The sequence below is a fragment of the Deinococcus fonticola genome (assembly GCF_004634215.1).
Classification (GTDB): domain Bacteria; phylum Deinococcota; class Deinococci; order Deinococcales; family Deinococcaceae; genus Deinococcus; species Deinococcus fonticola.
On the sequence record NZ_SMMH01000052.1, the window covers coordinates 1 to 12,967 of the forward strand.

Below are 12,967 nucleotides of genomic sequence, written 5' to 3' on the forward strand. Positions count from 1 at the left end.
GGGTCTTCAGATCAAATCTGCCTTCTAAGTCGAAAATTATCTACGGATTTTATCCACACCATACGTCACTTGTGGATAAATAACGCTACTCAGCGAGGGAATCCGGTCTCATCTCAAACGACGAGGAACACAGGGTTCACTACCCTTGAAAAGTTATCCCCAGATTTTATCCACAGGCAGAATTTTTGTGGATGATTTTTCTTAAAACTAATTCATAATCTCCAAGCCAGTTAAAAGCGAGGACGGGACATTGAAGAGATAGCCCGTCCCGGCTTAAAAACGGCCTTTAAACGCGCAGCGTGACCATGACCGCCATATAGCCGCCTCCGTCCGTTCCACGGAAGATAGCGGGGCTGGTAGAGCCGCTGAACAGAAGTTCGGCTTCACCTTCGATAGGTCCAAGGGCATCCAGCACATGACGGGCGTTGAACGCAAGGCTCATGGCGGGTTCCGTACCGCCTTGCACGACATCCAGCGTGTCCTGAGCGCGTCCGTAGTCGCCCTCGGCGGCCAGTTTCAGCTTGCCTTCCGACACCAGGAACTCCACGCGGTTGTTGGCGTTTTTGTCAGCTAGCACGGCCACGCGGTTCACAGCTTCCTTCAGGGCAGTGGCGGGCAAAGTCACCTGCAACTTGATGTCTTTGGGAATCACGCGCTCGTAATCGGGAAAATCACCGTCCAGCAACTTCAGGTTCATGCGGACGCGATCCGTGGTGACGGTCAGCATGCCCTCGCCATACGTGAAGCGGGCCTCGCCGTCTTTCAGCACGCGAATCAGTTCGTCCACGCTGCGGGCGGGAATAATCAGGTTCCTGCCGTCGCCGCTGGCGGGAAAGTCCCGAATGGCGACGCGGTAACCATCGGACGCGACGACGCGGGCCGCCACGCCGTGGTGCTCCAGTTTGATCCCCCTGAACACTGCTTGGAAGGCTTCGTTGCTGGCGGCGTATCGTACGCTGGCGAAAGCGCGGGCCAGTTCCTCGGCGTTCAGGCTCACGTCGGCGTAGCTGGGGAAAGTCAGGGGTGGGTACGCTTCGATGTCTCCGGTCTGCAATTTGAAGTCGGAGCCGCCAGAACGCACGGACAATTCCTGCCCCGTAATTTCGAGTTCCACCAGTTCCCCGCCCAGGTTGCGGACGATCTGCGCAAACAGGTGCGCAGGAACCACGAAGTTCTGCGGATTCTGCACTTCTGCCGGAACGAAGCACGACAGGTCAATTTCAAGGTTGGTGCCGCTTAGCGTCAGTCCGGCTTCGGTGGCTTCGACTTTTAGGGACGTCAAAAGCGGGTTGCTGCTGCGGCTGGGAATGACGCGTTCAAGGAGACTGAGACCATCGCTAAGGGTTTTTTTTGTGACATTCGCCTTCATGGGAATCCTGCCTTCCTTTTTGGGATGTTGTGGTGGGCTGGGGTGGAGGGGGCGTTGCTCCCTATCTTTTAACTGTTTTATTTAACTTAAATAAATAGTAGTAGTAGTAATAGGGCCTGTGGAAACTGTGGAAAAGTGGCCTGCGTGCTGTTCAGCTGGGCAAATCTTTTCCACAATGCCCCTGTGGATAACCCTGAAAACCTGTGGATATCCTGTGGATAACTTGGGGGGTTATCCACAGCCCCCACAACCTGTGGATAAGTGGGTAAGTTATCCACAAAGTTATCCACAGAAATTGGCCAGTTATCCACAGGTTTAGCGGGTTATCCACAAAGTTATCCACAGGGCATTTGTCCTGAAAGCCTTTTTTTGGAACGGAAAATGGAAATATTCTGTTAATAACATCGATATTTGGGCTGCGTTATGCTTCCAGCTCATCATCTTCGGTGCCTTGCATGCGCTTCCTGAGGATGGTGATGGCCTCGGTTACGTCCGCGTCCTTGCCCATCTGCTCCGATACCTTGTTGATGGCGTGCATAACTGTGCTGTGATCGCGCCCGAAAAACTGTCCGATTTCCGGCAGGCTGTGATCTGTCAACTCACGGATCAGGTACTGCGCCACCTGTCGCGGCACGACCACTTCACGCACGCGTCCACTGCCGCGAATCACCTCGGGCGGCATGTTGTAGTGCGAGGCCACCTGACGCAGCACGTCCATCATCTCCACCTTGACTTCCTGCGGCGTAAAGATGTTGCTGAGGGCTTTGGCCGCCACGGCGCGGGAAAAAGGCACGTTGTTCAGGCTGGCGAACGCCACCACGCGCATCAGGGCGCCCTCCAGCTCGCGGATGTTGCTGGTGACCTGACGCGCGATAAGTTCCAGCACTTCCTGCGGCACGCTGATGCGGTTGTGCTCCGCATTCATTTTCAGGATCGCCACGCGAGTCTCGAACTCCGGCGACTGGATGTCCGTGATCAGGCCCCACTCGAAGCGGCTGCGCAGGCGGCCTTCGAGCGTCTGGATTTCCTTCGGCGGACGGTCGGAACTCAGGATGATCTGTTTGTGGCTCTCGTACAGGGCATTGAAGGTGTGAAAAAACTCTTCCTGCGTGCGCTCTTTGCCGGCCACGAATTGAATATCGTCCACCAGCAGCAGATCCACGCTGCGGTAACGGTTTCTGAACTGCGTGGTCTTGTCGTCACGAATAGAATTGATGAGTTCGTTCGTAAATGTCTCGGTGGACACGTACTCGATGCGTTTCTCGGGAAAGCGCTCGGCGATGTAATGGCCCACCGCGTGCATCAGGTGCGTTTTCCCCAGCCCCACGTCTCCGTAAATGAAAAGGGGATTGTAAGCCTTGCCGGGCGACTCGGCCACTGCCAGCGCCGCCGCGTGCGCGAGGTTGTTGTTGGGCCCCACCACGAAATTCTCGAAGGTGTACTTGGGGTTCAGGCTCCTGCGGTTGTCCGCCGTGGGTACCGGATGAATGACCGGCGCCGGCTTTCCCGCCGTGACTACTGCTGGCGGGGGGGGCGGATCATTGAGAGACAGCAGGGCGTCTTGCTGCGCAGGCAGCACCTGAAAACTCACCTGCGGGTTTTGCGCCCCCAGGCTGCGCAGGGCGTCTTCCAGCAGTTCCAGATAGTGTTTCCTGAACCACTCCTGCGCGAAGGAATTGCGCACGCCAAGCACCAGCGAACCGTCCTGCACGCCCAGGTTCTTTACCGGGGCGAACCAGGTGTGGTACTCCACCTCGGATATGTTTTTGCGGACGTAACCCAGCACGTCCGCCCAGATTTCTTGAGAGATAAACGCACACCTCCTCTACCTGCCTTGAGTGCGTGGAAAGAATACCATTCCCGCCGACTTTTTCTCCCCTCAACCAGGAGAAAAAGGTCACTTGTGCATGGCTAAGCTGCGGCTTTTCTAACGGCGCCCTCGCAGCAGGGCCAGGATCTCCGCCTCGCGTTCCGGCGTCAGGTTGTACTCCAGGTCGGCAGTTTTGCTCCACTCACGGGTGTCCTGCGCGGTCTTCAGCGGAGCCGTCAGGGTGAGGCCCGCCGCCCGCGCGCGCCCGTTGCTGACCTCCATGATGCCGCCCTGCTCACTGTTCGCGGGAAGATAAACAGGCAATTCATAGAAATTCACGCCCACCTGTTCCAGATGTTCGGGCGTCGTCCAGAACACGTCCCCTGCCCCCAGAAGGGTCAGGAACTCTCCCCAGGTCAGGCGCGGCCCGGACAGGTTGAATACCCCACCGATGTCATCCTGAATGACTTTCACCACGAACTGAGCGATGTCCCGCGCGTCAATGACCTGAATGGAGTCATCTTTTCCAGCCGCCAGCATGGTTCCCTCACGCGCCGCCCGATCCGGCCAGTAGGAGTAACGGCGGGTGCCATCGTGTGGCCCTGTCACCAGTTGCGGACGCAGGATGGTGCAGGCATCCTCATACACTTCCTGAACGATGGCCTCGCACGTCACCTTCAAGGGGCCGTACGTTTCCCCGGTGACCTCGGTCACGTCCTCCGCCGCTGGGGGAAGCAGCGGGTCAGTCTCCAGGATGGGGTGGCGGTTCTGCTCGGCGTATACGCTCACAGTACTGATGAACACATAACGCCCCACCCGACCCTTCAGGAATTCCGCGCTGGCCCGCACCTGACGCGGCGTGTACCCGCTCACGTCCACGCAGGCATCCCACGAACGGCCCGCCAGCGCGGACAGGCCAGGGGCGCCGTCGTTTCGGTCACCGAGCAGGCGCTCCACCGCTGCCGGCAAGTCGGCCTGCGTCTGCCCGCGCGACAGCATGGTCACCTCATGCCCCGCTGCCACCAGCGCCTCCACGATGTGACGCCCCACCAGCCGCGCCCCGCCCAGAACCAGAATTCGCATGTCTCACTGTACAGGGGACTTTCCTGGCTGTTCTACACTCAGGGGCAACCATGACCACCCCTGAAGTCCCTGAAATAACGTCAAGTGATGCCTGGGTCAATCACCCGCATGGCCAGTTGTTGACCCGCACCTGGACGCCTGCCGGGGCGTTGTCCGGTGTGCCGATCCTGCTCTTTCACGATTCGCTGGGTTCAGTGGAATTGTGGCGCCATTTTCCAGCGCAGCTGAGTAAGGCCACGCGCCGTCAGGTCATCGCTTATGACCGCCTGGGGTTTGGACAGTCGGACGCTTACGTGCAGGAGCTTCCGCTTGATTTCATTGCCGACGAGGCCAGAACGTATGTCCCCGCTTTGATGGAGCAACTGGGGCTGAAGCGGTTTATCGCGCTGGGCCACAGTGTCGGGGGCGGCATAGCCGTGAACGTCGCGGCCCTCTATCCACAGGCGGTCGTGGCCCTGATCAGCGAGTCGGCGCAGGCTTTCGTTGAAGACCAGACCCTGAGCGGCGTCGCCGAAGCCCGGGAGCAGTTCAGGGACGAGCGGCAGGTGGCCAGGTTGGCGAAATACCACGGAAACAAGGCGCGCTGGGTGCTGAGCGCCTGGACAGACACCTGGCTCTCCCCGGACTTTGGGGCGTGGACGCTGAAAGACGTGCTGCCGCGCGTGACCTGCCCCCTGCTGGTCATTCACGGCGTTCACGACGAATACGGTTCGCTGCGTCATCCGCAGATGATCGGCGAACTCAGCGGCGGCCCCGCGCAGGTGGAGATCATTCAGGAGGCTTACCACGTGCCGCACCGCGAGAAACCGGAAGTGATCGTGCAGATGGTGGCGGCGTTCGTCGCCAACCTGGAATAGGCGTTACCGCCGCGCCCAGCGTCCGCCGATTTCCTCGACGAGGCCCATGAGTTGCAGCATGACCAGGGCCGTCTGAAGCTCGGGCAGGGTCAGGCCGGTGCCCATTTGCAGGTCATCCAGGGTGGCGGGCGCCGTCAGGGCCCTTAGCACCCTGGCCTGTTCCAGCGGCAGGTCAGGCAGAGGCTGACTGGGCGCGGTTCCCCAGTTCAGTTCGTCCAAGATGTCCTGCGCCGACTCCGTGAGCACGGCTCCTTCGCGGATCAGTCGATGTGGCCCGGCGGCCCGGGGGTCACCCGCGCGGCCCGGCACGGCGAACACGCTGCGTCCACACTCCAGTGCGTGTGTGGCGGTGATCATAGACCCTGATTTCTTTTCCCCTTCGACAATGACCACGCCAGCACTGAGGGCGGCAATCAGGCGGTTTCTGGTCGGGAAGTGGTGCTGGGCTGGCCCGGTGCCCAGCGGGTACTCGCTGATGAGCGTAAGGCGGCGCGAAAGGGGAACATTCTCGCCGGGGTAAATGCGGTCTACGGCACTGCCCAGCACGCCGATACTGATGCCGCCAGCCTCCACCGCGGCGGTGTGCGCCTGCGTATCGATGCCGCGCGCCAGGCCACTGATCACCACGACATCGGCGCGGGCCAGGTCACCCGCGATGGCCCTGGTGAGGCTCAACGCCGGTTGGCTGGCGGCGCGGGTGCCCACCAGGCCGATGCTGCGGGGCACAGTCGGCAGGGCGGGCAGGTCACCCAGCACCCACAGCACAGGCGGCGGGTCACCCAGGGCGTCCAGGGCGGGCGGGTAAGTGGGCAGGCCGCGCCCGATGAGCTGGGCGCCGACCTGCTGGCACTTCTGGAGTTCTGTTTCGGCCTGCTGCGCTGCTTTTTTGTCCCCGACAGCGGCGGCACTTTTCGCGTCGAGCCCCGGAACGCCCCGCAAGTCCAGCAGGCTGGCTTGTAGGGCCTGCTGGGCACTACCGAAGTGCGTTCGCAAAGACTCGATGCGGCGCGGCCCCAGGTTCGGCGTGAAGCGGAGGGTCAGCAGGGCCAGGAGTTCGGCAGCGTCCATCACCGCGTCAGGATAAGCCGGCCGCCTGACAGGGCCGTCACCATATGGGGCCATCAAGATACAGGGCTATCACCATGTAGGGCCATCACGATTTCAGTGGCGGCTCCTGGGGGTCGAGGTCGCCTGACCCCTCGTCGTCGGCGAGGGCCGCGCCGGGCAGCGTCAGAATGAACTGCGCTCCGCCCTGCGGGTGGTTGCCGCCGGTCAGCTGGCCGCCATGCAGCACGGCAATCTGCCGCGAGACACTGAGGCCCAGGCCGCTGCTGCCTGCGCCGCTCACGAACGGCTCGAAAATGCGCTCGCCCAGTTCGGCGGGCAGACCGGGGCCACTGTCGCGCACCACGAACTTCACCACGTCCGGCGTTTCCTCCAGGCAGATCGTCACGGTGCCTTCCAGCCCCGCCGCGCGCCGGGCATTCGCCAGCAGGTTCCGCAACGCCTGCGTGAGCCGGTCCGGGTCGCACAGCAGGCCCGTGTTCCAGTCGCCGGTAAACGCGGTGCCCGGCACCAGCCTGTCCAGGCGGCCCTGCAAGGTGCGGGCCGGGATGTAGTGCCACACCAGTCTCATTTCCAGGTGCCCACGGGCCAGCTGCATCAGATCCTGCGTGGTGAACGTCAGCTCGTCGGCGACCAGGGCCGCCCGCTGAACCTCAATGTCCCCGGTGCGTTCCCCAGCGCGTTCCAGACTGGCTTTCAGAACGGTCAGGGGCGCCCCCAGCTCATGCACGATCTGGCCCAGCAGTTGTTTCTCTCGCTGCTGCCCGGCCTCGATGCGCACGTTCAAGCGGTTGATGGCGGCCAGCAGGCGGTGAACCTCGTCCTCACGGTCCGGCAGCGGCAGCATGGCCAGGCTCTTCGACGGGTCGATCCGGTCGGCCAGTTCCGCTGCGCGGCTCAGGTCGGCCAGGGCGCGTTTGCCCAGCCACCAGCCCAGCAGCAGCATCAGGGCCGGGGTGATCAGCCAGGCCAGGCCCAGCGCAGAGAGGGTGCTGTTGCGGGCGCTGACCAGGTCGTTTTCGGGCAGGGCCACCCAGACCGTGCCGTAATCCCCGGCGGGGCGCGTGGCGGCCCTCATCGGTGTTCCCAGCACATTGAACCGTTTCTCGTGCAGGTACGGGAACGGCTCGCCGATATTCAGCTTGGAGCCCACCGTGTTCGACTGAAGGGCGTTACTGATCGAGGTCAGGTTCCCGTCGGTATCAATCACCGCGATGTACCCCTGAATCGGCGGAAGTTTTTTGCCCAGCGTCGGCCCAGGGTTGGTGAGGCGTTCGGCGACGGCTTCGGCCCGGTCGTTCAGCCGGCGGTCAAACTGCGCGCCGATCTGCCCCAGCAGGTAGACCGACATGCCCAGCGTAATCAGCGTGATGGCCGCCAGGGCCGCCAGCGTGTACACCAGCGCCAGCCGGAAGCGCAGGCTGTGCCGCCAGGCCACCCGCGCCGAGTAAAGCCCCGCGCCGGGCGTCAACGGGATGTTGCGGCGCACCGTGGGCGGGGCTTCAAGCTGAGACACGCTCATACGCGGAGTGTAATCACATCTGACATGAAAAAATCACGGTTCTAAGGGTTGCGTTCAGAACACAGCCTGCCGCGCGTTTCCCGCCGAATAGCAAATCACCCGCCTGAGACGCCCTTTCGGATCTCAGCGGGCAGCCTCTGGATACCTCACACTTGCAGGACATACCCGACGTTGCGGATGGTTCTGATTCGCAGGTCGCTGTCAGCCGTTTCCAGTTTCTTGCGCAGTTGCGAGATGCGCACCTCGACGCTGTTGCTGTTCGGGGTTTCCCAGCCGTACAGATGGGATTCGATGTCGGCGCGCGAAAAGACGCGTTCGGGGGTGCGCATCATCAGTTCCAGAATGCGGGCCTCGTGCTCGGTCAGGTTGACGTTCTTGTCGTTGACGGTGAGCAGCAGGCTGGAGGTGCTGAGACTGGTGTTCCCCAGGTTGACGCCCGTTCCGGCGGCGGTGCGGCGCAGCAGGGCGGTGATGCGGGCGTCCAGTTCCGGCATGGCGAAGGGCTTGGTGAGGTAGTCGTCCGCCCCGGCGTTCAGGCCAGCCACGCGCTCCTGCACGCCACTGCGGGCCGACAGCACCAGCACGGGCGTCGACGAGTACTGCCGCAGGCTGCTGACCAGGTCGAGACCGTCACCGTCCGGCAGGTTCAGGTCCAGCAGAATAAGCTGTGCGCTGTGTGTGCCCAGCCACGCCTGCGCGTCCTTCAGGGTGCCGGCGTGAAACACCTGGTAATCGGCCGACAGGTATTCCTTAAGCAGGGGCCCGAGGTGGGGATCGTCTTCAACAACGAGAATCTGTGCAAGCATGGACAACTCCTTTGGCCCCTGACGGGCGTGTCCCTGCGCCGCAGTTGACGCGCCCGGCGAGGATAGATTGATCGCAGTATGCCTTATCCCGGCACCCGTCACCTGGTTTTGCCGTCCAGGAACCTGTAAAGACCGGGAGCGCTCGGGGGGGAGGTGTTGACCGTGGCGGGGGTGCGCGGGGCAGCTTCAGCCGGAACCCCCGACGGGTTGGTCTGGCCGGTGGTTTGCAGATTCAGGGTCAACTTGAACTGTTGCAGCAGCTTCGTCAGGGTCAGGCCCAGGCTTTTGCCGGTGCCGTTGCCCGGGTTGCCTAAAGCGGGCGGAGGCGCGACCTGCGGACTGGCGCCGTTCGATTTGCTGCCTTCCGGTTTATCGCTTCTCTCCAGGTTATCAGGCATCAGGGTCAGTTGACCGTTTTTGAGGACGCCGTCGTAACGGTTTTGCAGGCCGGTATACAGGCCGCTGCGCTTCTCCTCGTCCGACTGCGAGAAAATCACGATGACCGGGCCACTGTAATTTTTGATCAGTTGAACATTGAAACGGCTGCCGCTCGACTCGCCGGCCCCCAGGGTCGTCTGCATCTCCCGATCCCAGATGGACATCTTCAGCGCCCCGGCCGGAGAGGCCAGCAGCACGAAAGAAACCAGGAAGGGGAAGAGTCTTTTCATCATCAGCAGTGTATCCAGTCGCCCTGACGGGAATCTGTAACAGCCATCCAGCAGAGACCGGAACGGCTGCCCCGCATCAGGGTCGCTGGAAGGTTAAGGGTTGAAACTGACGCGCCCGTGACGCAGCGGGATGTGAAGTTTCGTAAAAAACAATACTTTCCTCACGGTCTTTAGAAAAGGGGGTGGGGACGTGCTGTGGCGACTGGAGCGGCCTGGCCTCTTCTTTATTGCGTCCCCAAAGAAAACCACCGTCCCCAGGCGGAAGACGGTGGTTCACCAGTGGAGCGGAAGTTACCGGGCGACCTCGACGGCGCGGCTTTCGCGCACCACTGTGACCTGCACCTGGCCAGGGTATTCCATGTCCTGCTCGACCCGTCCGGCGATTTCGCGGGCCAGCAGGGTGGCCTGGGCGTCGGTGACCTTTTCAGGTTGCACGATCACGCGCACCTCGCGCCCGGCCTGAATGGCGTAGGCTTGCTGCACGCCAGGGAAGGCCACGGCGATCTGCTCGAGCTGCTCCAGCCGGCGCACGTAGGATTCCAGTTCCTCGCGCCGCGCTCCGGGGCGGGCGGCGGAAATGGCGTCGGCAGCGGCGACCAGCACCGAGTACAGCGTCTCGCCGTTCTCCGGATCGTGGTGGTGGGCAATGGCGTCGATGACCTCGGGCGGCTCGCCGAAGCGCCTGGCGAGGTTGATGCCGATGTCGATGTGGGTGCCGTCGATCTCGCGGTCGATGCTTTTGCCCACGTCGTGCATCAGCCCCGCGCGGCGGGCCAGCGCGGCGTCCAGGCCCAGTTCATCGGCCATGATGCCGGTCAGGTGCGCCACCTGAATGCTGTGTTTCAGGACGTTCTGACCGTAACTGCTGCGGAAGTACATGCGGCCCAGCAGTTGCACCAGCCCCGGTTTGATGCCCACCACGCCCGCCTCGATGGCCGCTTCCTCGCCCTGGGTGTGAATGAAGGACTTCATGTCGTCCTGGGCCTTGTGCACCATCTCCTCGATGCGGGTGGGGTGAATGCGCCCGTCGGCCACCAGCGCGTCCAGTACGTGGCGGGCCACCTCGCGGCGAATGGGGTTGAAACTGGAGAGAATTACCGCCTCGGGCGTGTCGTCGATGATCAGATCCACCCCGGTCAGCGACTCGAAGGCGCGGATGTTGCGCCCCTCGCGCCCGATCAGGCGGCCTTTCATGGCGTCGTTCGGAATGGGCACCACCGAAACACTGAGCTGGGCGCTGGTTTCGCTGGCACTGCGCTGGATGGCCTGCGCGATCACGTGCCGGGCGGTGCGTTTGGCTTCCGCCGTGGCCCGCTCGGTCATGGCCCGAACGCGAATGGCCTTCTCTTCCTCCAGCTCCGCGTCCAGCCGGCCCAGAATCTGCTCGCGGGCCGCCTCCGGGGTCAACTGCCCCACCTCGTACAGCCGCAGGTCGATCTGCTTGCCGCGCTCCACCAGGGCCTCTTCCTGGCCCTGAAGGTCGCGCAGACCCGCTTCCAGTTTTTCCTCCAGCACGTCGAGCTTGTCGCCGCGGGCGTCGAGCTGCTCGGCCCGGCGGTTCAGGCGCTCGATTTCACGCTGAAGCTCCTCGCGTTCGCGTCGGGTTTCCTGACGGTCGGCCGCCAGCGTCTCCCTGGTCTGCTGGGCGTCCTGCTTGGCCTGCAGGCGCTCCTGATCGAGTTGTGAACGAAGTCCCGCGATCTGGTCGCGTTCCACCCCGAACCGCGCCTGCTGAGCGGCCAGCCCGGCTTCGCGTTCGGTGGCCTCCTGCGTGCGCCTCTCGGCGTCCTGCATCCTTCTGCTGATGTCCTGCCTGGCTTGCTCGGCCTCGGCCCGCACCGCGCGGGCGTCGAGCTCGGCCTGAGCGCGAATCTGCTGCGCCTGCGCCTGGGCTTCCTGCTGAAGTCGGTCGTCCACCTCCGTCTGCTTCTGGCGGATCACCGTTCTGGCAAAGAAAAACCCCAGGGTTAAACCAAGCAGGAGGCCCAGAATCAGGATCAATGTATTGTCCATGATCAGGCTCCTTTCCTCGGAAGGGCCGGGCATCACGACTGCCCCGCCTTCCGGTCCGTCTGAAATTCGTGAACGCCGCGCCGGTCAAACGATAAGCTGAGCGTTCAAGGCGCAGTCTAGCGGTTTCCTGCCTGCTCCTGCGGTTCAGGCTTTGCCAGTACCTTCGTTTGGATAGGGCGGCTCCGTTTGGACAGAGTGGACACGCGGCGTGCGCCCTGGCCCCGGGTGGTACAACCTTCCTTATGACTTCCACGCCACTCAGTCAGGAAACGCGCGGCATCCGGGCCGCCGTGCGCAAGGTGTCGGCCTATCCTTTCACGCCCATCGACGTGCCCATCAAACTCGATCAGAACGAGAACCCGTACGACTTCCCGGCGGAACTGAAGGCTGAGGCCGCGCGGCGCATGCTGGAGCGCCCCTGGAACCGTTACCCGGACTTGCACGCCGACAAACTGCGCGAAGCCCTCGCCAGATACGAGGACTGGGACGCCGGCAGCATCGTGGTGACGCCCGGCAGCAATGTCCTGATTAAAATCCTGACCGAACTGGCCGGCATCAACCAGACCATGCTGGTCACCAAACCCACCTTCAGCGTGTACACCCTGGAAGCCTCGCTGCTGGACGCCAAACTGGTCGAGGTGCCCCTCAACCCGGACTTCTCGCTGCCCGTGGCGGAACTGAAAGCGGCGCTGGAACGCGAGGCCCCCGGCGTGTTCGCCATTGCCGAGCCACACGCCCCCACCGGCCACGCCGACCGCCCCGAGGACGTGCAGGAACTGATGCGCCACGCCGAGCAGTACGGCTGGGTGACCGTGCTGGACGAGGCGTACTACCAGTACAGCGGCACCGATTACCGCGACCTGGTCCGGGCGCACCCCAACGCCCTTTCCCTGCGCACCTTCAGCAAAGCCTGGGGCCTGGCGGGCGTGCGGCTGGGGTACATCCTGGCCGGGCAGGAGATCGCGCACAACCTTCAGAAACTGGTGTCGGCGTTCAACGTGAACATCCTCACCGAAACCGTTCTGGAAGTCGCGCTGGAGCACCCCGAGTACGTTCAGCGCATCGTGCAGGAAACCGTCAGGGAACGCGAGCGGGTCTTTGCCGCGCTGCAGGATCACCCCACCTGTCAGGCCCTGCCCAGCCAGGCCAACTACTTCCTCCTGCGCACGCCCGATGCCCAGGCCGCCTACCGGCACCTGCTGTCGCGCGGCATCGTGACCCGCCCGCAGGACGGCCAGTACCTGCTGAAAGGTTGCCTGCGTGTGGCCATCGGCACGCCCGGTGAGAACGACACCCTGATTGCCGCCGTCAACGAACTGAAGTAAACGAACTGAAGTAAGGGCAGGGCCGCCGAACACCGCCAGGAACACCTTTCCACGGCGGTGTTCTTTTTACACTTTGAGATGCTAATGGGTGACCCCTTTGAACCCCCACCCGACGTCCCGCCCCGCTCGGTGCTGACGCGCGACTGCAGCGCCTGCGGGGCGTGTTGCAGTGCGCCGGACATTCACGCGCTGCAAAAACCGCTGGGCGTGCCGTGTATTCACCTCGATTCAGGCTGCCTGTGCCTCATTTACGACGCGCGCCCGCAGGTGTGCCGCAATTATCAGCCCGACTGGGTGTGCGGCGAAGTGGCGCCCATTCCCACGCTGGAAGGCCGTATCTGGCGGTTTCTGGAGATTTACGGGCTGGAGCAGGAAATGGCGAGAAAGTAGTTGGTGGACGCAGAGGCAAACGCTTTTGCTTCTGCTACTCGTGGTGTATCTGAAGACCT

At 62.8% G+C, this 12,967-nt stretch carries 11 protein-coding genes; 3 read left to right on the forward strand and 8 right to left on the reverse strand.

Features of this window, described 5'->3' with window-relative positions; all coding sequences use genetic code 11:
• Window positions 1-286: 286 nt before the first annotated feature.
• From dnaN to E5Z01_RS17930, 3 genes are all read right to left on the reverse strand, one after another.
• A complete protein-coding gene (dnaN, locus tag E5Z01_RS17920) occupies window positions 287-1,369 on the reverse strand; it encodes a DNA polymerase III subunit beta (protein ID WP_135230617.1) in 1,083 nt (360 codons plus the stop codon).
• A 421-nt stretch (window positions 1,370-1,790) separates the two neighbouring features.
• Window positions 1,791-3,155: a chromosomal replication initiator protein DnaA gene (gene dnaA / locus E5Z01_RS17925; protein WP_240738558.1), complete on the reverse strand. Its 1,365-nt coding sequence runs from the start codon at window positions 3,153-3,155 to the stop codon at window positions 1,791-1,793.
• 141 nt (window positions 3,156-3,296) lie between these two features.
• Complete coding sequence (locus E5Z01_RS17930; RefSeq protein WP_135230619.1) at window positions 3,297-4,262, reverse strand: NAD-dependent epimerase/dehydratase family protein; 966 nt, start codon at window positions 4,260-4,262, stop codon at window positions 3,297-3,299.
• 50 nt (window positions 4,263-4,312) lie between these two features.
• Here E5Z01_RS17930 and E5Z01_RS17935 point away from each other — a divergent pair, with 50 nt between their 5' ends.
• On the forward strand, window positions 4,313-5,119 hold the full coding sequence (locus E5Z01_RS17935; protein ID WP_135230620.1) for an alpha/beta fold hydrolase: 807 nt from the start codon (window positions 4,313-4,315) through the stop codon (window positions 5,117-5,119).
• Window positions 5,120-5,122: 3 nt separating this feature from the next.
• Here the strand turns inward: E5Z01_RS17935 and dprA are convergent, their stop codons facing one another.
• From dprA to rny, 5 genes are all read right to left on the reverse strand, one after another.
• Window positions 5,123-6,187 carry a DNA-processing protein DprA gene (gene dprA, locus E5Z01_RS17940; RefSeq protein ID WP_135230624.1) on the reverse strand — a complete coding sequence of 355 codons (1,065 nt, stop codon included), beginning with the start codon at window positions 6,185-6,187 and terminating at the stop codon, window positions 5,123-5,125.
• An 85-nt stretch (window positions 6,188-6,272) separates the two neighbouring features.
• The gene (locus tag E5Z01_RS17945) at window positions 6,273-7,706 is read right to left on the reverse strand and encodes a sensor histidine kinase (RefSeq protein ID WP_135230621.1); all 1,434 of its coding nucleotides are present in this window, start codon (window positions 7,704-7,706) and stop codon (window positions 6,273-6,275) included.
• 146 nt (window positions 7,707-7,852) lie between these two features.
• Window positions 7,853-8,512: a response regulator transcription factor gene (locus E5Z01_RS17950; RefSeq protein WP_119764269.1), complete on the reverse strand. Its 660-nt coding sequence runs from the start codon at window positions 8,510-8,512 to the stop codon at window positions 7,853-7,855.
• 98 nt (window positions 8,513-8,610) lie between these two features.
• Window positions 8,611-9,180, reverse strand: a complete 570-nt coding sequence (locus tag E5Z01_RS17955) for a hypothetical protein (RefSeq protein ID WP_205750512.1) — start codon at window positions 9,178-9,180, stop codon at window positions 8,611-8,613.
• A gap of 291 nt (window positions 9,181-9,471) precedes the next feature.
• A complete protein-coding gene (rny, locus tag E5Z01_RS17960; protein ID WP_135230625.1) occupies window positions 9,472-11,193 on the reverse strand; it encodes a ribonuclease Y in 1,722 nt (573 codons plus the stop codon).
• A gap of 242 nt (window positions 11,194-11,435) precedes the next feature.
• Between rny and E5Z01_RS17965 the strand changes: the two genes are divergently transcribed.
• Both E5Z01_RS17965 and E5Z01_RS17970 read left to right on the forward strand, forming a co-directional pair.
• Window positions 11,436-12,518 carry a pyridoxal phosphate-dependent aminotransferase gene (locus E5Z01_RS17965; RefSeq protein ID WP_135230622.1) on the forward strand — a complete coding sequence of 361 codons (1,083 nt, stop codon included), beginning with the start codon at window positions 11,436-11,438 and terminating at the stop codon, window positions 12,516-12,518.
• A gap of 84 nt (window positions 12,519-12,602) precedes the next feature.
• Window positions 12,603-12,908, forward strand: coding sequence for a YkgJ family cysteine cluster protein (locus tag E5Z01_RS17970; RefSeq protein WP_167758004.1), 306 nt, complete (start codon window positions 12,603-12,605; stop codon window positions 12,906-12,908).
• Window positions 12,909-12,967 lie beyond the last annotated feature (59 nt).

What these genes read in the sequence shown, in the direction of transcription:
- dnaN (WP_135230617.1), bottom strand. Translation starts at nt 1,369, where the DNA reads ATGAAGGCGAATGTCACAAAAAAAACCCTTAGCGATGGTCTCAGTCTC.
- E5Z01_RS17930 (WP_135230619.1), bottom strand. Translation starts at nt 4,262, where the DNA reads ATGCGAATTCTGGTTCTGGGCGGGGCGCGGCTGGTGGGGCGTCACATC.
- E5Z01_RS17935 (WP_135230620.1), top strand. Translation starts at nt 4,313, where the DNA reads ATGACCACCCCTGAAGTCCCTGAAATAACGTCAAGTGATGCCTGGGTC.
- dprA (WP_135230624.1), bottom strand. Translation starts at nt 6,187, where the DNA reads ATGGACGCTGCCGAACTCCTGGCCCTGCTGACCCTCCGCTTCACGCCG.
- E5Z01_RS17945 (WP_135230621.1), bottom strand. Translation starts at nt 7,706, where the DNA reads ATGAGCGTGTCTCAGCTTGAAGCCCCGCCCACGGTGCGCCGCAACATC.
- E5Z01_RS17950 (WP_119764269.1), bottom strand. Translation starts at nt 8,512, where the DNA reads ATGCTTGCACAGATTCTCGTTGTTGAAGACGATCCCCACCTCGGGCCC.
- E5Z01_RS17955 (WP_205750512.1), bottom strand. Translation starts at nt 9,180, where the DNA reads ATGAAAAGACTCTTCCCCTTCCTGGTTTCTTTCGTGCTGCTGGCCTCT.
- rny (WP_135230625.1), bottom strand. Translation starts at nt 11,193, where the DNA reads ATGGACAATACATTGATCCTGATTCTGGGCCTCCTGCTTGGTTTAACC.
- E5Z01_RS17965 (WP_135230622.1), top strand. Translation starts at nt 11,436, where the DNA reads ATGACTTCCACGCCACTCAGTCAGGAAACGCGCGGCATCCGGGCCGCC.
- E5Z01_RS17970 (WP_167758004.1), top strand. Translation starts at nt 12,603, where the DNA reads ATGGGTGACCCCTTTGAACCCCCACCCGACGTCCCGCCCCGCTCGGTG.